General features: G+C 47.6%; 18 protein-coding genes and 3 pseudogenes. 9 read left to right on the top strand and 12 right to left on the bottom strand.

The features are described from left to right. Nucleotides 1-81: 81 nt before the first annotated feature. Complete coding sequence (gene rph / locus TZ48_RS05130; RefSeq protein WP_112478480.1) at nt 82-798, top strand: ribonuclease PH; 717 nt, start codon at nt 82-84, stop codon at nt 796-798. Between the two features lie 109 nt (nt 799-907). Then, on the top strand, nt 908-1549 hold the full coding sequence (pyrE, locus tag TZ48_RS05125) for an orotate phosphoribosyltransferase (protein ID WP_112478479.1): 642 nt from the start codon (nt 908-910) through the stop codon (nt 1547-1549). An 86-nt stretch (nt 1550-1635) separates the two neighbouring features. On the opposite strand, the pseudogene TZ48_RS05120 reads toward pyrE, so the two are convergent. Both TZ48_RS05120 and coaD read right to left on the bottom strand, forming a co-directional pair. Continuing rightward, nucleotides 1636-3041: pseudogene (locus TZ48_RS05120) on the bottom strand (ArnT family glycosyltransferase). Between the two features lie 180 nt (nt 3042-3221). Next, nucleotides 3222-3716 (bottom strand): pantetheine-phosphate adenylyltransferase, encoded by a 495-nt coding sequence (gene coaD, locus TZ48_RS05115; protein ID WP_112478478.1) that lies wholly within the window; start codon nt 3714-3716, stop codon nt 3222-3224. Between the two features lie 123 nt (nt 3717-3839). Between coaD and TZ48_RS05110 the strand changes: the two genes are divergently transcribed. Further along, nucleotides 3840-4874 (top strand): glycosyltransferase family 9 protein, encoded by a 1035-nt coding sequence (locus TZ48_RS05110; protein ID WP_112478477.1) that lies wholly within the window; start codon nt 3840-3842, stop codon nt 4872-4874. On the opposite strand, the gene TZ48_RS05105 is transcribed toward TZ48_RS05110, so the two are convergent. Then, on the bottom strand, nt 4843-5628 hold the full coding sequence (locus TZ48_RS05105) for a glycosyltransferase family 2 protein (protein ID WP_112478476.1): 786 nt from the start codon (nt 5626-5628) through the stop codon (nt 4843-4845). The two genes, TZ48_RS05110 and TZ48_RS05105, sit on opposite strands and share 32 nt — an antisense overlap. Before the next feature lie 33 nt (nt 5629-5661). After that, nucleotides 5662-6711: a glycosyltransferase family 9 protein gene (locus TZ48_RS05100; protein ID WP_112478483.1), complete on the bottom strand. Its 1050-nt coding sequence runs from the start codon at nt 6709-6711 to the stop codon at nt 5662-5664. A 189-nt stretch (nt 6712-6900) separates the two neighbouring features. On the opposite strand from TZ48_RS05100, the gene TZ48_RS05095 reads away from it, so the two are divergent. Genes TZ48_RS05095 through TZ48_RS05085 form a run of 4 tightly spaced genes read left to right on the top strand, consistent with a single transcriptional unit; the run spans nt 6901 to nt 9116 of the window. Next, the gene (locus tag TZ48_RS05095) at nt 6901-7530 is read left to right on the top strand and encodes a glycosyltransferase (RefSeq protein WP_239670714.1); all 630 of its coding nucleotides are present in this window, start codon (nt 6901-6903) and stop codon (nt 7528-7530) included. Continuing rightward, nucleotides 7488-7697 carry a hypothetical protein gene (locus TZ48_RS24765; protein WP_239670713.1) on the top strand — a complete coding sequence of 70 codons (210 nt, stop codon included), beginning with the start codon at nt 7488-7490 and terminating at the stop codon, nt 7695-7697. Before TZ48_RS05095 ends, TZ48_RS24765 begins: the two co-directional genes overlap by 43 nt. A gap of 43 nt (nt 7698-7740) precedes the next feature. Next, entirely contained in the window at nt 7741-8454 is a 714-nt protein-coding gene (locus tag TZ48_RS05090; protein WP_112478475.1) for a 3-deoxy-D-manno-octulosonic acid kinase, read from the top strand. Next, on the top strand, nt 8451-9116 hold the full coding sequence (locus TZ48_RS05085; protein ID WP_112478474.1) for an acyltransferase: 666 nt from the start codon (nt 8451-8453) through the stop codon (nt 9114-9116). Before TZ48_RS05090 ends, TZ48_RS05085 begins: the two co-directional genes overlap by 4 nt. Nucleotides 9117-9119: 3 nt before the next feature. Here TZ48_RS05085 and TZ48_RS05080 read toward each other — a convergent pair whose 3' ends face one another. The 8 genes and pseudogenes from TZ48_RS05080 to rfaD form a co-directional block, all read right to left on the bottom strand. After that, on the bottom strand, nt 9120-10367 hold the full coding sequence (locus tag TZ48_RS05080; protein ID WP_112478473.1) for an O-antigen ligase family protein: 1248 nt from the start codon (nt 10365-10367) through the stop codon (nt 9120-9122). Between the two features lie 5 nt (nt 10368-10372). Further along, nucleotides 10373-11670: pseudogene (gene waaA / locus TZ48_RS05075) on the bottom strand (lipid IV(A) 3-deoxy-D-manno-octulosonic acid transferase). Then, nucleotides 11670-13088, bottom strand: a complete 1419-nt coding sequence (locus TZ48_RS05070) for a 3-deoxy-D-manno-octulosonic acid transferase (RefSeq protein ID WP_112478472.1) — start codon at nt 13086-13088, stop codon at nt 11670-11672. Before TZ48_RS05070 ends, waaA begins: the two are co-directional and overlap by 1 nt. A gap of 20 nt (nt 13089-13108) precedes the next feature. Then, nucleotides 13109-13513, bottom strand: coding sequence for a GtrA family protein (locus TZ48_RS05065; protein ID WP_112478471.1), 405 nt, complete (start codon nt 13511-13513; stop codon nt 13109-13111). 2 nt (nt 13514-13515) lie between these two features. Then, the gene (locus tag TZ48_RS05060; RefSeq protein ID WP_112478470.1) at nt 13516-14514 is read right to left on the bottom strand and encodes a glycosyltransferase family 2 protein; all 999 of its coding nucleotides are present in this window, start codon (nt 14512-14514) and stop codon (nt 13516-13518) included. Nucleotides 14515-14552: 38 nt separating this feature from the next. After that, nucleotides 14553-15586 (bottom strand): annotated as a pseudogene (gene waaF, locus TZ48_RS05055) (lipopolysaccharide heptosyltransferase II). Beyond that, complete coding sequence (locus tag TZ48_RS05050; protein WP_112478469.1) at nt 15583-17352, bottom strand: bifunctional glycosyltransferase family 4 protein/polysaccharide deacetylase; 1770 nt, start codon at nt 17350-17352, stop codon at nt 15583-15585. The pseudogene waaF and the gene TZ48_RS05050 overlap by 4 nt, the downstream one beginning before the upstream one ends. Before the next feature lie 89 nt (nt 17353-17441). Beyond that, the gene (gene rfaD / locus TZ48_RS05045; RefSeq protein WP_112478468.1) at nt 17442-18383 is read right to left on the bottom strand and encodes an ADP-glyceromanno-heptose 6-epimerase; all 942 of its coding nucleotides are present in this window, start codon (nt 18381-18383) and stop codon (nt 17442-17444) included. 418 nt (nt 18384-18801) lie between these two features. Here rfaD and TZ48_RS05040 point away from each other — a divergent pair, with 418 nt between their 5' ends. Beyond that, nucleotides 18802-19026, top strand: coding sequence for a hypothetical protein (locus TZ48_RS05040; RefSeq protein WP_112478467.1), 225 nt, complete (start codon nt 18802-18804; stop codon nt 19024-19026). A 150-nt stretch (nt 19027-19176) separates the two neighbouring features. Beyond that, nucleotides 19177-19818, top strand: coding sequence for a YjbF family lipoprotein (locus TZ48_RS05035; RefSeq protein WP_162674499.1), 642 nt, complete (start codon nt 19177-19179; stop codon nt 19816-19818). Nucleotides 19819-19861: the final 43 nt, after the last annotated feature.

Genomic DNA, 19861 nt, shown 5'->3' with positions numbered 1-19861 from the left:
AACCAATCACCTAGACCCACCCCCCTTCTCCGCTATAATCTCCGCCCAACCTAACTCGCTTCCCCAATTAAGGTAATGCCCATGCGTCCAAATGATCGCGCAGCAGACCAAGTGCGCCCAATAAAAATTACTCGCAACTATACCGCTTATGCAGAAGGCTCTGTGTTGGTAGAGTTCGGCAATACCAAAGTGTTGTGTAACGCAACGGTGGAAGAGAACGTGCCTCGTTGGCTAAAAGGCCAAGGTAAAGGCTGGGTGACAGCAGAGTACGGCATGCTACCACGCTCGACACACTCAAGAATGCGTCGTGAAGCAGCAAGCGGTAAGCAAGGCGGCCGTACAATGGAAATTCAACGTCTAATCGCTCGCAGCCTACGCGCAGTGGTTGACCTAGAAGCCATGGGTGAAATCATGGTAACGGTAGACTGTGATGTTATCCAAGCGGATGGTGGCACGCGCACGGCCTCTATTTCTGGTGCCAGTGTGGCAATGGCGGATGCGTTTGCTTACCTTGTTGCGAAAGGCAAGCTGAAAGCGAACCCAATGAAGGGCCACGTGGCGGCGGTCTCTGTGGGCATTCTTGGTGAAGATATCTTGTGTGACCTTGAGTACACAGAAGATTCTGCAGCAGATACCGACATGAATGTGGTGATGACAGAAGACGGTCGCATGATCGAAATCCAAGGCACCGCAGAAGGCGAACCGTTCAGCCACGATGAGTTGATGGCACTACTGGCGTCAGCAAACAAAGGCATTGCCGAGATCGTAGCAGCTCAGAAGCTGGCTTTACAAGATTGATGGATAGCTCCCGTAAGGGGGCTATTTTTTTGCCCAACGTTTTGTATGGGAAATGAATCTCCTAGGCGCTATGCCTAGGGTCGATATAACTTTGATAAAGAGAGATAAAATGAAAGCATACCAGCGTGAATTTATTGAATTTGCATTAGAGAAAGAAGTCCTAAAATTTGGCGAGTTTACCCTTAAATCTGGTCGTAAAAGCCCTTACTTCTTCAACGCTGGGCTTTTCAATACAGGTCGTGACCTTGCTCGTCTAGGTCGCTTCTACGCAGCAGCACTAGCGGACTCAGGTATTGAGTTCGATGTACTATTTGGCCCTGCTTATAAAGGCATCCCAATCGCAACGACAACGGCGGTCGCACTCGCTGACCACCACGATATCGACACGCCTTACTGTTTTAACCGTAAGGAAGCGAAAGACCACGGTGAAGGTGGCAACCTAGTAGGTAGCGCACTCGAAGGTCGTATTATGCTGGTGGATGATGTCATCACAGCGGGTACTGCGATTCGTGAGTCGATGGAAATCATCAAAGCTAACGGTGCGGACCTAGCGGGCGTATTGGTCGCGATTGACCGCCAAGAAAAAGGCAAGGGCGAGCTATCTGCCATTCAAGAAGTAGAGCGTGACTTTGGCTGCGCAGTCATTTCTATCGTAAGCCTGACCGACCTAATCACTTACCTAGAAGAGAAAGGCGGTAGTGCTGAGCATCTAGAAGCAGTAAAAGCATACCGAGCGGAGTTTGGTATCTAATTGTTCACATGATGAGAAGTCATCGAACCGCATTTGAATACCAAAAAGGCCTGACTAATCAGGCCTTTTCTATTATTGTTGGCGAGTTATTGCTGGGGTTTCACCTTACACAGAATCGCACCGCGGTTGTGGCTTTCAGCAACGACATCACTACAATCAAACTTCTCTTGATAGTATGGGTAGTCATAGGCCATTCGGTCTTTGAAGGTGATCAGATAGAACTGTTCGAGTCCTTCAAGTTGATCGTCAGTGCGCAGTACTTTGGCTTGACCAAAGCTGTAATATTGACCTGAATATGAACGCGGGTATTTGTAGAACACGCGCACATCGGGGTCTAAGCTTTCGATTAGATGTTTATCACTGTTATCGGCAATTTTCCCCGTCGATAGCATGTATGTCGCTGCGATCAGTGCTACCGGCACAATCAGTGCAGCAATCGACATCCAAATGGTATCTTTGCTCTTCCAGAAAATAGCAATCAACAAACCAATGGCTGGTGTACCTGGTAGCACGTAGGTCGGCAAAATATTACTTGAAACCGTGAACAAGATAAGCGGTGACAAGGCCCACCAAATCGCAAAGCTAGTGAAACCGTGATTTTGTTTGGCTTGCTCAAGGCCAAACTTAGCGCGTACCAACATGAGCACTGGCAGAATAAGCGACCAAGGCAGTACCGCCAACAACCAGAAGAACCAAATCTTACCTTTCGGCTCTTCGTGGCCTGAGCCATAAAGGTCGCCCGTCCAGCCTGGCTCTACAAAGCGCTTGTAATGCTCACCGACAATGAAGTAATCGATAAATCCAGGTGTGGCACGCTCTGCCATGATATACCAAGGCAGTGCAATCGCCAGCATGAGCAAGGTTCCCTTGATAAGCGGGAATCGGCGCCATAGTTCAACAAACGCGCCAATTAGGCCGTGTTGAATCACCATCCACGGGAAGACCGCCAGGCCAAATAGTACAATCGCTACAGGGCCTTTTGCGAGTAGACCAATCGCAAGGCCAATAAAGCCAACATAGCCCCAAAGCGTTTCACCGCGCCAGCATTGGTAGAAACCAATCATGCAAGTGCAAGGCCTAAGGTAAGCGCCATATCCGTCATCACAGCGCCCGCTGAGATAGAGAATACCAGCGTGGTTGACAGCACGACAGCAGCAACCAACGGGTTGTAGCCATTCTTCTTTGCAAACCATGCAGCACCTGCCACCACAATAACGCCAGCAAGCCAGTGTGGTAATCGCAAGGTAAATTCTGACAACCCAAAGAGCTCAACGCTCGCCGCACTCATCCAAGTGAACAGTGGTGGTTTGCCCCAGAACGGAACGCCGTAATCAAATAACGGTGTTAGCCAGTTTCCGGTTTCCACCATCATACGCGCCATTTCGCCGTAGCGAGACTCTGTGGTATCCATTAAAGGATAGAGCCCAAGTGATAGTAGGCGGATCAACAACGCGGCAATGAGTAGGAACCACAGCGTTCGCTGTTTATTTATCATTTTCATATGCTCCAAAAGCGGGACTTCGGCCGGGATAAACAGTAAGGCCGATGCTGAGCAAGACGACGCTATATCATCTTGCCGAACAAAAAAACGTTCGAAGTCTCACACATTCTTCAAGTGTAGGTCAATAAATTAGCAACCAAACTATTGTTAATTTGTGTATATCAGGTGACGTTACACAACCTTCTTGGTTTGTAGTGCTTGCTCAATCAGCGGTGGAACAAACTGGCTAACATCACCTCCGTGAATGGCAACCTCACGAACCAAAGTGGAAGAGATAAAGGCGTGCTCTTCTGCTGGTGTGAGGAACACACTTTCTAATCCTGGCAATAGCCTGCGGTACATGTTTGTCAGACCAAATTCATATTCAAAGTCAACTGTCGTGCGCAGGCCGCGGATCAGCACGTTTGCCTTTTCATCCTCTGCAAAGTTAACCAGTAGGCCGGAAAACCCTTTTGCCGTAACGTTATCCAAGTGTTTGGTGACTTCGCGGGTGAATTGCACACGTTCATCGAGCGTAAACATGGTGTTTTTGCTTGGGCTTGCAGCAATAGCGATGATGACTTCATCAAACATGGTTGATGCGCGTTCAATCAGGTCTAGATGACCATTGGTAATGGGATCAAAGGTACCCGGATAAATCACACGAGATAGGCGTTTTTTCGTCACGGTATTAGCTCTTGTTAAAAGTTTGCGTCAGTGTAGCACTTTCCTGCGTTTATTAGGAATGAGGTTGCCAGAACACAGTGAATTGCTATTATCCTCAAACAGCTAGGTGAGAAGAGAGCAAAGATGAAAAACATACTGGTGGTTCGCAACGACAAGATAGGCGATTTTATGTTGGCATGGCCAAGTTTTGCGATGCTTAAAGCATCCATGCCGGATTGTCGAGTCACTGCCTTGGTTCCTAGCTATACCGTAGCCCTTGCAAGAGCCTGTCCGTGGATTGATGAAGTGATTGTCGATTGCGGTAAAAACGCCGACAAGCACACGCAAAAACATCTCGTTCAAACACTAAAGGGCGCGAAGTTTGATGCATCCATCAACCTGTTTTCAACGACTTACAACGCTCTGTTAGTGTGGAAGGCGAAGATCCCGTACCGTTTGGCACCTGCGACCAAGTTTGCTCAGCTTTTCTATAATCGACGCATCAAGCAAAAACGCTCACAAAGCGCCAAGCCAGAATACGAGTACAACCTCGATCTTGTTCGTGCATTTCTCACTGACCAGTCAATAGATATTGTGGAGCCGCGTGCACCGTATTTCTCTTTTTCTCTTGATGCGCTTGCGAAACAAAAAGAGAAGTTAGCGAGCGAACTCGGTTTAAATAAAGCACTGCCTTGGGTCTATGTGCATGCCGGAAGTGGTGGTTCAGCGAATAACCTAACGCTTGAGCAATACTCCAACCTAGTTGCTGGAATCGATCGCAACGTCAATGTGGTATTAACCGCCGGCCCTGGTGAAGAAGAGAAGGCGAGAGAGCTGCAAAATCTGTTAGCAGAAAAGCGGATAGAGAGTGTGGTGTATGACAAAAATGATGGGCTGGTCGATTTTTCTTGTTCGCTTGCCTGCGCCAGTTTGTTTATCGCCGGCTCAACAGGACCTTTACATATTGCCGCAGCGCTGGATGTGCCGACCGTCGGTTTTTTCCCAGCTAAACGTTCTGCGACGCCACTGCGCTGGAAACCACTCAATTCAGATGGACGTCACTTGGCGTTTGCGCCGCCTCAGGCCGAGGATAAAGCGAGCCAAGAAAACATGACTCGCATCGATATTGCTAGGGTGACGGAAGAGCTCAACCCTTGGGCGGCTCAGTACTTGTCCTAACCCAAAGGTCGGCGTATTTCACGAATGTGGAGTGCGCCGAGAGTAAACACAGCAGCAAACCTTGTTTACCATCCAAAAAGCCAGCCTTGACGATGTACATTTTCACAAAGCACGCAACAGCATGCAAAATACCCTGTGAAATGCTCGACTTCTTACCACGCTTTTCTCTTTGCTCAGCCCACGCCTTGGCATAACCGGCGGACTTCACCAAGTAGTGGTGAATGTCATCATAGGTGTAATGGATAAGATCGCCTTGTAGGGTTTCAACCGTCATTGACGTGTCTGTTTCGACTTTCTCGTGCACCAAGGAGTCGTTGTATTGGGTGAGCTTCGTTGGGTAGAGGCGCAGAACTTTATCTGGATACCAACCACAATGTTTGATGAAGCGGCCAAACACCCAGCTGAGTCGGGCAAACTGATAGATAGTGGTTGGGGCGTTTTTACTGACCGCATCCAAGATGCTGGCTTTTAGCTCTGGTGTGACGCGCTCATCGGCATCGAGCCAAAACACAAAATCTGACTGAACATGGCTTTGTGCGATTTGCCTTTGACGACCAAAACCAGGCCAATCACTGTTGGTATAGAACTGAGCGCCCATCTCTTCAGCAATAGCCTTGGTATCATCGCTGCTGCCAGAGTCTAAGACAACAATTTCATCTACCCAGCCTTGCACTGTCTCTAGGCAAGCGCGTAGATGTTTTGATTCGTTTTTTACTATCAGCGCGACAGCAAGTGTTGGTTTGGTCACTGTAATGATCCTTGGTTGATGGTTTTTCTTGCCACTCGATTAAAGCGCTTCTGCTTTCACCACATGGTCAAACATCGCAACCACGCTCTCAGCTTTAATACGCTGCATCGCATGCTTGTCTTTAACCCGTGCGCGCCATTCAAGCTCGCTACTGGTTTTTCCGGTTTCGGCAACGATCGCTTCTTCATACGCGGAAACCACATAATCGAGATAACGATATGGCCCCGTGCGCTCTGGGTTATGGTGTGCGTATAACCCAATAACAGGTGTATTCATTGCATTGGCCATGTGGGTGGGGCCGGTATCCGGAGCCATCACAAGATCGGCTTTATCCAGCAGAGCCAGCATCTGCATCAAGCTACTTTGACCAATGACATTTGTCACGCTGTGTGAGCACAAAGCTTCAATCTGCGCACCAAGCTCTACTTCAATCGCTGCAGGGCTGCCTGCCAATATTACCTTCCATCCGCTCTCTACAGCATGATTAATCACAGCAACATAACCTTCTGCCGTCCAGTTTTTATAGCCTTTGCTGGCAGCAGGAACAATAACGAGGTTTCGCTGCCCCACAAGTAATTGCGCTGCCCAATCCGCTTGTTGCGGATCATAGCGTAGCTGCCAATTTGGCACTGAATCAGGGATGCCAAGGGATGTGTTGAAGGCGAGTAAGCCATCCAATACGTGCATTTTTTGCGGTGAGGGCACCTTAACATTGGTGAACAGCTGCTGAAAATCCTGAGCTCTATCTGCATCAAAGCCGAGTTTGTATTTGGCTTTAATGCCTAACGTTGCGATGCTCGCACGCAGTGCGTATTGCATGTGCAGCAGCGCATCAAATTTTTGGCCACGAAGTTGGCGCCACAAATCTCGATAACCGCGCCAGCCAGCTTTTTTGTCAAACACAACGATATTGATACCCTGAATACTCTCTAACAGCTTGGCCTCGAGCGAGCCGGTAATCCAGGTGATGTGAGTATTCGGCCAGTAGGCTTGGATCGCTTGTACCGCAGCGATGGTGTTGCACACATCACCAATCGCGGACAGGCGTAGAATGCAAATTGATTGGGGTGGAGTGGTAAACAGTGCCATAGTACCAGCGCAGTCAGTGATTGATTGGCAACGATTATGCAGTGAAGAAAATAGAATGTAAAATTTCGTCATGGTGCTAGGATCGATACCGTAAAACGATAGACTTTACAAATTGTTAAACTCTGTCACTCTTTGAATAGTGATTTTATAAAAGGTAGTGAACACCAAACTATGCGGTATGAAGTGATTATGTCGGCTTATAATGATGCCGATGTCCTGAATCTGACCCTATCAGGCTACCTCAATCAGATAGATCAGGACTTTGGCATTTGTGTCGCAGACGATGGCTCTGGAGCTGATGTAAAACAACTCGTTGAATCCTTCCAGCGGAAGGGATTGAGAGTACGTCATATTTGGCACGAGGATCAGGGTTTTCGAAGAACAGTCATCCTCAATAAAGCCGTAGCAAGCTCCCAAGCAGACAGAATTATTTTTACCGACAGTGATTGCATACCCAGTCCTCATTTTGTTGCCGATCATAAAGCCTTGAGTTGTCCAAAGGGACTGGTCACAGGGCCAAGAGTATACTTGGGAGCAGATATGACACTGCGGCTAAAAATGGGTGAATCATCGATAACGGAATTGAACAACACCTCTTTGTTACTGTGGCTTTCCCTTCGCAAGCAGCTGTCAAAAATTGAACAAGCTATTCGCTATCCGACATGGGTATTACCACTCGTTAATCGCATCAAAACGATTTGGCCTTACGGTGCTAACTTCGCTGTAGACCGTCAAGACTTATTGTTGGTGAATGGGTTTGATGAGGACTTCATTGGATGGGGGGAGAGGATGTTGATCTTAGTCATCGCCTTTACTTAGTCGGCGTTACAGCACAGAGTTCACTGGGTCGAGCGGTTGTTTACCATCTGGATCATCCAGTGAGGGAAGCGGATGATGGCGATGAATCATTGACTCAAATTAAGCAACAAAAATTAGATACGACCATTGCTTATTGTCGCAATGGTATGGATAAATGGTTAGATTAATGCGTGAATCGACGTCATTGACTATCCACCCATTGGAGACCTTGTGCAACACATAACCCCCAACCCCAATACTTTGATTTGGTACGACAGCGACTACATTTCTAGTCCTGATGAGCAGTTGTTTAACCCGGCTTACTGGAAAGCGCAAAATAGAGTGATAGGCAGCGCACAAGGTCGAGGTACTACTTGGTTTGTCGAAACTGAACATTTGCCAGCGGCGCTGCGTCATTATCGTCGAGGTGGGCTGTTTGGTAAACTGGTGCGCGATCAGTATTGGTTTAGTGGTTGGCAAAATACGCGCAGTTTTTTGGAGTTTTCACTGCTTAATAAGCTTGCCAAAGCCAATGTCAATGTACCTCGCCCTCTTGCTGCATTGGCTGTGCGCTCTGGACTGACTTATCGAGCGGATCTCCTTAGTGAAAAGATTGCCAATGCACAGGATCTTGTGGCGATTCTGCAAGTTGGTCGTATCGACAGCGCGGCGTATCATCGAATTGGTGCCGAGATCCGAGCCATGCATGACGCAGGAGTCAACCACACTGATCTCAACATTCATAATGTGTTGATTGATGATAAAAATAGAGTTTGGATCATCGATTTTGATAAATGCAGTGAACAATCTGGTGACAGCTGGAAGCAAGACAACCTCAGTCGTTTAAAGCGTTCTTTCGAGAAAGAGTTGGGACGTTATCAAATCCATTGGCAGCCAACGGATTTTGATGCGTTGCTAAAAGGGTACCAACAGGGCAAGCAATGAGAAAACTCTACTTCTACTTAAGGTGCATCCCCAAAACCTTATGGTTTAATCTCCGCTATTTTCCGTTGAAAACGGCTCTGCGTTTTCCTGTACTCGTTTGTCATCGTACCTACTTCAGAGATTTGCGCGGTAAAGTCACCGTGCCTGAGGGAGCTAAGTTTGGAAAAATAAAACTGGGTTTTGGAGAGGTTCAGATAGCGGACGGCAAATACTCTCGGTTTATATGGTCGCTTAAAAAAGGCGGCATCGTGAACTTCGGGCGAGGCAATAAAATTGGCACCGGAAGTCGTCTTCACATCTCAGGTGAGCTCACCATTGGTGATGGGGTTAACTTCTCAGGTGAAACGACGATCGTGTGTCAAAAAAGCATGCGCTTTGGTGACCGAGCGCTAGTCTCGTGGCAAACCTTATTTATGGATACAGATATGCACGCGGTCGAGCTAGAAACGGGTACGAGCATCAATCCAGATAAAGAGGTGACAATCGGCTCAGATGTTTGGGTATGTGCGCGCTCAACCGTTCTCAAGGGCAGTGTCATTAGCGACAACTCGATTGTTTCTGCGGCTGCGTTAGTCAGTGGTGAGTTTGCAAAGGATGCCATTATCGGCGGCAACCCTGCCAAAGTCATTGGCTCTATGGCAGGGAAGCGATTCTTGCATTAAGGCTTAACTCTTCTCAGCGTTTTTCGCACGGATAAGGAAGCCGAGTAAAATGGCGTTGGTGGTCGCATAGAGTACCACGCCTTCATTATGTAAGAAGTGGTCTTGAGACACACAAAAACCAGCAGTCGATAGAATATTTAGCCCACCAAGTGTCGCCCAAAGTTTGGTCTCTTCGCTCTTGGCTCGCATCAGTGACACTAAGTAGAGAATGCCTGGAATGGCGAGAAAAGCCATTAACCCAATAAAGCCAATCACACCGCGTTGGGATAGGGCGTTGAAATAAGCGCTGTGAGCATTGCCATTGAATGTGCGTGCATAATTAGAAAGCTCGCCATTAGCAACCGCGAGATCTAAACGTGGTTGAAGCGCATGTTCACCCCAGCCCATGAGTGGTTTTTCAGTGAATAACTGCCAAGCAAACTTCCACATTTCAATACGCACGCCTACCGAACCTTGCTCAGATTGTGCCTCACTCGCTACAACAGCCACGCGCTCTTCAAGGCCGACAGGCGCTGTGGTGAAGACCAATGTGACCGTGGCAATTAATGACAGCAGTGCAATAGCTGTAAAGTGGCGCGCTGTATGTTTGAAGAAAACCCCTGCGGCAATCAAATAGGTGAGTGGAGCAAGAACCCATCCGCCTCGACTGAGTGACATGATGCTGGCCGCCAGTGCTAGGTTCGCCCCTAATAAGCAAAGCCATGCCAGTTTTTGATTGGACTTGTGCCAATAAAGTGAAAGCGCAAACAGCATTGTCGAGAACAGGATCGCCGCATTGCCCTTTTGAATCGGCATCAGTGCACCAAAACCACGCCAATGTTCAACATACACATCGTAGCCTGAAATCAGCGCACCCAACACGCCGCCGACAACTAAGCCATAGCATAGCGATGCGGTTGAAGCTCGAGTGAATATCACGACATAACTGACAAGACAAAGTAGCAGTGCTTTAGCGGGATACTCGATAGAGCGCCCAACACTTCGTGTATCGAGATCCAAATAGGCACTTAGAGCAATAATGACTAAGTGAAGACCGAATAAGGCAAACGTCCAGTTCAATAGCTGCAGGTTTGGCGGCTCAGAACTGAGGCGATTTTTACGTTGATGCACCAAGGCGATAATCGCAGTTAATGCGAGCAATGCTGAGGTGAGGTTGTAACCACCGTTGAAGTAAGACGCAAAAAATAATGCAATGAATGCAGCACTGAGTTTGTTGACCCATTCAGGGGTGATTGAGTGATTTACGGTCATAGTGATTAAGGATTCGTTTTTTCTGTAAGAGGAAAAGCAGATAGATGCTCTAGCGTACGCCTTAAGGCGCCTTGATTTCGAACGACCACTTGCTTGCTCGCAACCCCCATTTTAGCGGCAAATGACGGCTGCTCAATGAGCTTAGAGACAGCCATCGATATTTGCTCGGTATCCTGACAAATAATAGCACCATCGTTCTCAACCAATTGCTCGGTAATATCAGCAAAGTTAAAGTAGCTAGGACCCGTTAGCACAGGCATACCCAGCGCAGCAGGCTCGAGTAGATTATGCCCACCCACTTTGTTACCTAATAAACTGCCTCCCATAAAGCAAATATCGCCTGCCGCTAGGTAGGACATCATCTCGCCCATTGTATTGCCAACTATCACGGAGGTTTCGCTAGGTAGCGCAGAGTGAAGCTCGGTGCGTTTACTTACTTCAAACCCCTGGGTTTGGCAAAGCTCTACAACGTTATCAAAGCGCTCCGGGTGTCTAGGTACGATGATAAGCAACAATTCTGGGTGATTACTCAGTAGCTTTTGATGAACTGCCAAAATTTGTTCATCCTCTCCATCGTGTGTGCTTGCTGCTATCCAGGCAGGACGTTCTTGGCCAAGTTGCTTGCGCAGCGCTTTTCCTTGCTCGATTTGCTGCTTGGTAATGTGGATGTCGAATTTGATGGAGCCGGTGACCTGAATACGCTCAGGAGCAATACCTAAACGTTCAAAGCGATGCGCATCGTCATCAAATTGACAGCACAAGGTTGAGATAGTCGGGGCGATGACATTAAATAGCGGCTGCACCTTTTGATAACGGCGACAAGAGCGCTCCGAGAGGCGAGCGTTGATAACCGTGATAGGTACGCCAGACTTGGCGACCGCATGCAATGTGTTTGGCCATAGTTCAGTCTCAACAATGACCATGTGTGATGGCTGAATCACGCGTAAAAAACGTTTTATCGCAAAACCAAAATCAAGTGGCATGTAGCGATGGGTCGCAATGTCACTCAGTTTTTCAGCTTGCTCGGCGCCCGTTGGCGTTGTTGTCGTGATGACAATTTGAGTGTCGGGGTTCTCGCTGGCAAATTGCTTAATGAGTGGTGTAACGGCCAACGTTTCGCCACTGAGACCGCATGAAACCACACGACAGGCTTGTCACTATTTGCAAGCGCGGGCGTAAGCCCAAAATGCTCAGGCCAGCGCTTACCAATACTCGGCTTTCCAGGCTTAGTTTTGAACAAGCCATACAGAAAAAGAGGCGCAACCATGGTCAGTAATAGCGTATAAGCAAAGCGAATGATCATTATGGTCTCGCATTTGGACTGACAAGCGATTGCTGCTGCAAAAACTGCTCGGTTTGCTGAACATAATCAGCCTCATAGGAGTACTTGATGCTGTCATGAGAAGCCAGAAGGTTGAGGGCGAATAGATAGCCAAACGCCAGTTTGAGAAGTAACAACTGCTTTTCACGAACAGTAAACCAAGTGGCGATCACAGATGTAAAGCGATAGCGTTGCACAAAATTGCTGAACTTAGTGGGTGCAGAGCTTTTAGCTGGCGACGGTTTGGATACCAAGATTGAGTGAACGCCAATCAAGATGGGTAAAATCGCGAACGGGTACACCATAATTAAGTGCCAATAAGAGAAGGTAATAGGGGACAAAGCGGCGCTAATTAGCACGCCAACAACAGCGCCAAATGCATACAATTCAACCCATTGCTGTCCATTCACTTCGCCTTTTCCACGCAGGCAGAGGGGTTTAACTCGCTTCCACCACAGCCAGTTCAATCTCGCGGAGACAACAACCGTCACGGCGCCAACCACAAAGACCAGCGTTTTCCATAGCGTCAACGCGGAGAGTCTTAGCCATTCGATCTGGGTTAACCAGTCGAACTCGCCATAGGCAATCACTTTGTTAGAAAACAGCATGGAGCCATAGCGCAACCAATATAACAACGCTTTCAACACGGGATAAACGTGCACCAAACCGTAACCAATGTACCGATCACTCTCACGGGTTAGGTTCTCATTGACCGCATATTCTTGGAAGTAGGGTACTAATGAGAGCAGCAATGCAACGATAGCAGCGAAAGCACCCAACCAAGAGACCTGCCCCATTTGGCGGTAGAACAAATACACTGAAATCACCGCCAAAATTGGCCATGAATAGTGGAGCTGCATGGCGAGTCCAATCGACAACACGTGAACAAAGGTATAACCGAAGGATTGATTAACGCGCATTTTTGAGGCTGACCAGAGATGCATGGCAGCAAATAGGCATAAATAGGATGGGTTATAAAGTAGGCTGTCGTATAAAAACCAAGGATTGAGCCAGTAGAGCGCGAGAAACAACAAGCGCATTAGAGCGTTGTTTTTCTCAGGCATCATCGTCTTAATGACATTATCAAGCAGCACCAACGAGACGATACGCAAAATCACCAACAGCACCATCGGCGACCATGGCGAGTCCCAAACGAGCAGTGGAACACCAATCAGCCAAGTCGATAGGGAGCCAGGGACATTACCCACGGCGCTTGCAGCATTGCCATAGCTTAGCCAGGTATCTTGGTAGGCACCTAAGTATCCCTTGTATAGCATTTGAGTCTGGTCGCCAGTGAGGATTTGGTTTTGCGCATAGAGAAAAGTAAACAGCAATCCTACGGCAAAGCCCAAAGCGTATAGCCAGTGAAAATGTCGTTCTGCGATGGAATGTTGATTCATTATTAGACTCTTTAGAGCGGTTAGTGAGGTGTGGATTCTGAGGAGCCGGAGTAGGTCCACACTTTGTGAATGAGATAGGTAATGATAGGCAGTATAACGACGACCATCATGATTCGAACATAGCTGTTCCAGTCCGAGAACAGCTCGCTTATCGCTTGTGAAATCATCAAAGCGCCAAATTGCACCATAAAAAAGCGTAGCGCATTGCTAAGATTCACTTTTTGCCTAAACACTAACACTGTCTGTGCGAAGTAGGAGAACAAGAACGCGATTGAGAAGCCAAGCATGTTGGCGTACAGCACGCTGTCTTTTATCAAGTGAATAAAACTAAACGCAACAACAATATGGATAGCCGTCGCCATTCCGCCCGTTAGGGCGAAACGGACAAGACGGTACTTAAGCAGTCGGTCTAACATTGACTTCATGTTTACTGGCTCGAATCATCATCTTTCGGTTTGACCTGAGCAGGCGTGCCAATGCTATTTTCTTCAATAACACTATCTTCTTCAATAATATAAGTCGGCCTACGTTTCGACTCCATGTAGAGGCGTCCGATGTATTCACCCATCACACCGATGCCAATAAGCTGAACGCCACCAAGGAATAGCATAATGGTGATGGTCGAGGCATAGCCGGGTGCATCAATACCGTAGATGAGGGTTTTGATTACGGTAAAGCTGCCGTAGATAAAAGCGAGTGCAGAGATAAACGAGCCAATATACAGCCAAATACGCAGCGGTGCGGTACTGAAACTGGTAATGCCATCAAGCGCAAAGTTCCACAGCTTCCAACCATTAAAGCTGGTTTCACCGGCTTCACGTGCTTCACGTTTGTATTCAACCACGGCGGTTTTAAAACCCACCCAAGAGAAGATGCCCTTCATAAAGCGCTGGTTTTCAGGCAGCAACTGAATGGCGTTTACGACACGGCGGTTGATTAAACGAAAATCCCCCACGTTTTCTGGAATGTCGACCTGAGCAACCGCGTTGTGAAACTTGTAAAACATCTCAGCGGTAAACTTTTTCGCCCAAGAGTCCGTGCTGCGGTCTGCACGTTTTGCGACGACGACATCGTAGCCTTCTCGCCATTTCTCCAGGAAATCGTGAATCAGTTCAGGTGGATCTTGCAGATCTGCATCGATCGGGATCAGTACTTCACCACGAGCTAGGTCAATACCAGCGGTTAAAGCCGCTTCTTTGCCGAAGTTTCTTGATAGGTTGACCACACGAATGTGTCCATCTTGCTGTTGCAGCTCTTTAATCACGGATAGCGTATTGTCTTTGCTGCCATCGTTGATCAGAATCACCTCATAGTCGTACTCTGTTTGTTGTAAAACCTTGGTGATACGTTCCATAAACAAACCCACGACTTGCTCTTCGTTGTAGCAAGGGCAGACGATGGAGATGGTCGGGTTATTCGTTGTCATACTTTTTCTCTGAACAGTCTTTATTGTGTCGTTTGTTGTCATGATTGACTATCTATAGCAGTGAGCTTAGCGATAACTGTGCTCGGCTCTAACTGTTTCAAACAGTTCATATGACCTAGCGGACACTCCCGCTTAAAACATGGTCGACACTCTATATCAGTATTTACGATCTGTACACGATCACCGAGTGGTGGCGTGTAGTCCGGTGAACTTGAGCCATAAATCGCGACAATGTTGCAGCCCACGGCTGCCGATACGTGCATGAGCCCGGAATCGTTACTGATCACGGTATTGCAAGCAGCCAGTAAATCCACCGCTTCAATAAGCGAGGTGTTACCCGCCACGTTATAACAATGTTGCTGCGCCTCTGGCGTCAGAGCATTGCGAATTTTTTCAGTGACTTCGCGATCTTTTGCCGAGCCGAATAGCCAAACTTGGTTACCATTGTCTATGGCATGTTGTGCTACCTCGGCGTAGTGCGCATCTGGCAGCGTTTCGCTGGACCAAACTCAGCACCAGGACACATGCCAATTGCCACTCGGTCTTTGGTTAGCGAGAACTTCGCCAGTGTTTGCTTTTGAACACGCTCATCCACTGATAGCTTAGGTCTCGGGCAGGTCTCCAAGCGTACTTCATCCAACATTGCGTCTTTTGGACTCGCGAGTGCGACAAATCGTTCCACGTAATATTGAAAAATACGTTTGTTAGGGCGTAAGTCTGTGAGCAAGCCATAACGACTCTCGCCTTTCCAGCCGATTCGATTAGGAATACCCGCAAACAGTGGAATTAACGCAGACTTTGCAGAGTTTGGTAGTACATAGGCATGCGTATAGCCTTGCTGCTTGAGCTGTCTGCCAATGCGCCAGCGCCCTTTTAAATCAAATGCACCATGCCCAATAGGCATTTCAATCGAGCGATTCACTTGTGGCATTCTGGCAAGAATCGGTTCGCACCAGGCTGGGGCGAGCACATCAATGGTCGCGTCTGGGTAGCGTGTTTTGAGCTCAATGTAGAGACTTTGCGACATAACCATATCGCCGACCCATGAGGGGCCTATGACTAGGATCTTCATGATTTCACTTTTCTAAATAGGTAATTGCCGCGAACTTTTCGCCACAGACCAAATACATCGGTTTTTGGGAAAATCGCAATACGGCGGATCTGATACGGGTCTTGATGAAACGCCAATGGACCGGAATTGGTGGCGACCGCATATTGATAGCCCGCTTCCTTGGCAATTTGCTTAGAGGCTTGATTGTGCTCACCAAAAGGGTAAGCGAATGAGGTAAGCGATTTACCCAACGTCACCTCAAGCGCCTTCTTGTTTTCGATAATTTCAAAGCGCTGCTGTTCATCGCTCAGGGTATTGAGCTTAGGGTGGGTGAGAGTGTGACCACCAATCTCGATATTCCCAGATTCGGCAAGTCGTTTCACTTGCTCTGCGTTCATCAGTGGCACAGATTTCTCAGGGTTTGATGGATTCTCAACATCCCAACGATTAAAGGTTTCACCCGTGACCACATACACAACGGCTTTAAAATCATACTTTTGTAAAACAGGGAGCATGAGTTCTAGGTTATCAACGTAACCATCATCGACAGTCAGCATGATATAGCGTTTGTTGGTTTCTAAACGTCTGATGAGGCGGCCATCTTGCAAGTCTTCGAATGTGAGCGTCTCAAAGCCCATCTTTTTGAGTAGCGCCATATGCTTATCGAACATATCAATATGCAGATAGGTACCGTGGACGCCTTTGCCACTCTCGTCTTTGATGAACCTATGATACATGATGACCGGCATTTCACGTTTGAGCGTGGTGATGTAGACATCTTGATATAGACGTTCGATATCGTCGACGATGTTGGAGAGGCTATAGTTGTCTCGAATCTTATCGCTGGTGGTCTGTTGGCAATGTGAACGGCTTAACCCTTGTTCGACCATGGCGGCAATTTGAGTAAAGTCGATATCGAGATCAACGGGACCAATATCACCAAAGTTGGTTGCCATAGCCTTATCAACATTACTGTCATCGACAATGCCAATACAGCTTGCCTCACCAATCGCCAGCGTCGGCCTGCCACAAAGCAGCGACTCCATGGCGACGCGACCAGCGCCAATCACTAAATCCGCTGCCCCAAGCATAGCTGGGACATCATCGGTGTAACCAACAAAGTTAACCTTGGAAGTAAACGGCTCAAACCGAGATTCAAACTTAGAGCCAGTCACCACACGAATGTCGTACTTGTCTGCATCCAAACATTCATCGAGCAAGCGATAACACAGCTCACCCTTCGGACCACTTAAACGGCCAACAATGGTTACCACAGGCTTAGTATTTTGAGGGGCATCTAACCATTGGAACTTATCGGTTTCAATACCGTTACGGCTGACTTCCATCTGTTCGAGGGGGACAGCCAAATCGTTATGCAGTTGATCGCGAATCGCTTCACACACAGGGAGGGCTTTGTCGCCCATAGCATGAAACTTCTTACGAGAGGCGTGCACAGGTTGTCGACCATGCACAGTGGTCACCATTGGCGTATTGGTGATTTTACAAGCTACATGACAGCTCCAGCTCGATGCTCGTGAATGAGCATGCACCAGCTGAATATTGTGCTTTTTAATGAGGTAAATCAGATAGCCCACATGCCAAAAACGACGCGGCACACTGCGCTTATTGAAGCGCAGTGAGAAATAGTCGCCTTTGTGTGGCTTGGTTAAAGTGTCGGAGACATAAAACACGTTATGGCCCCGAGCAGTCAGTTCATTACCTACCGTAGTAGCGTAAACCTCAGCCCCAGTCACTTCGAGCTGGGACAGAGCCATAAGAATGTTCATAGAAAAATCCTGGAAGGTGCTTGGTCCTTGATCCTAGGTTCTCGGAATCACATCCAAGGACCTAGGGCCAAGAACCAAGGACCAAAAAACTACTTATTCACAATCGCTAAATACTCAGCTACACCCTCTGCAACTGTCTTAAATTCAACATCACAGCCTGCTGCACGCAAGTTGGTCAAGTCTGCCTGGGTAAACTCTTGGTATGCACCTTTTAGATGATCTGGGAACGGGATATTCTCGATTTCACCCTTGCCGTGATGCTTAATCGCTGCCTGCGCAATGGCTTCAAACGTCTCTGCATTACCGGTACCGCAGTTATAGATACCCGAAACACCATTTTCCATAAACCAAAGGTTGACTTTAGCGACATCACCTACGTAGACAAAGTCACGTTTAAAGTGCGCGCTTCCTTCAAATAGCTTCGGATTCTCACCCGCATTCATTTGGTTGTTCAAGTGGAACGCGACTGACGCCATGCTGCCTTTGTGCTGCTCACGAGGCCCATAAACATTGAAGTAACGGAAACCCGTGATTTGAGACAATGTCTCACCATGCGCCTTGGCATCAGCCCAAAGACGGCGGACATAGTTGTCAAACTGTTGCTTAGAGTAACCGTAGACATTCAGTGCACCTTCATATTGGCGCTCTTCTTTGAATACGGTCGTTTCACCATAAGTCGCCGCTGATGAGGCGTACAAGAACGGAATTTCACGATCTAAGCAGTAGTGCAGTAGCTCTTTTGAGTACTCGTAGTTGTTGAGCATGACATACTTGCCATCCCACTCAGTGGTGGCAGAGCAGGCGCCCTCATGGAATACCGCTTCAATCGGACCGAAGTCATCGCCCGCCATGATTTGCGTAAGGAAGTCATCACGATCCATATAGTCTGTGATATCTAGGTCAACTAAGTTTTTGAACTTGCGGCCATTTTTTAGGTTGTCGACAACTAAAATATCATTCAAGCCAACTGCGTTAAGTGCCTTGATAATATTGCTGCCAATCATGCCAGCACCACCGGTTACAATGATCATAAAACGTTCCAAATTGAATAGGATAATTGCGATAAGTATATAAGATTTTGAGTTGTTGGGAAATTGGTAAAAGAATTGGTTAAGGGATTGGTTCTATGGTCCTAGGTCCTTGGTTCTAGGGGGAGTGAAAGACATCGCGGACTTTCTAGCAGAGCTGTGAAAACTAAGATTTACTCCCTCAAATCAACACTCGCTCTCGAACCACATTACTAGCAACGAGAACCAATACCCACTCTTTTCCCAGGACCAAGGACCGCTCTTCCCAAAAACCGTGATCAAACGCTCAAAAAATATCATTTGTCAGAAAGGTGTAAAAATAATACCGTTTACAATGCTTTATACAATGGACTAACATTGAAAGTCAGTGCGTTCAATTAGATGCACTGAATTATCGATAATTGAGTAAAAGGAAATAACCATGAAAAAAATCGCATTAATCATGGCGATTGCAGCAGGTATGGCTAGCCCAGCATTTGCAGAAGCTGAAGGCGGCGCAGCAGGCGCTGGCGCAGGTGGTGCAGCAGCAGGTTCAGCTATGACTGGCGGTATTGTAATTGGTACTGCAGCTGCAGTAGCAGTAGTTGCTGTTGCTTCAGCGGAAGACAACAATGCAACAACAACAACAGTAACTAACACTCAGTAATTGTTGTTGATGCACGCTCTCTTTACATACAGCTTGTAGAGAGAGCGTTATTTTCGCTTAACGGTTTTTTACTCCACTTTGTCGAGTTGAGCAGTTTTCCACTCTCATGTAGCGCCTTAGCTTGCGCTTGATCTACTGCGGGATGATGTATTGAAGTTTAAATCCACGCTCATCATGTGTTCGATATTAACGTTGACAGCTTGCTCGCAGCGTTTCCAAGACGTCAACGCCACCTTATCTGAGGCTTTTTTAGGTGCCGATGATATTGTGATGACGGCCGAGCAAATCAAGGCTCTCTCCTACGCCAGTGCATACATTCGAATTAACGATGGCGCCCAGATCTTTGTGGTTTTGGCGTTTGCGGAGCCTAACACCGCGACAGGTGTCACTCAGTATAAATGGATGTCTTCAGACCGTGCTTTGTTTGTCTACGAAAAGGGCAGGTTAGTGAAAACCATCGGCCTTTATGGCGATAACCTCCAAGGCGTCACCAGAACCGAGCAAACCGCCAACTCATGGCAAGTAAATTATGATTGGATGCCAGACTACCGTTATGGATATCAAGGCATTGCCAATCGATGGGCTGATGGCAACGAAACCATCAATACCGCTGTTGCCAGCTATCAAACAGAAAAATACCGCGAGCGAGTGCGGTTTGATGCGCTTGATCAGCCGCTAATCAATGAATATTGGCAAGACAGCGAAACGGGTAACACCGTCCGCTCGATAGAGTACATCGGCCCGCAAATGGCCAAAGTCGAATTCACAGTATTAAAACAACCTTCGATGTAATCACTTTGATAGCACCGTCGCCACTAGGCTTTTATCTCGACGC

Source organism: Vibrio variabilis (genome assembly GCF_003263785.1).
Classification (GTDB): domain Bacteria; phylum Pseudomonadota; class Gammaproteobacteria; order Enterobacterales; family Vibrionaceae; genus Vibrio; species Vibrio variabilis.
This window is presented reverse-complemented; position numbering and strand designations above follow the sequence as displayed.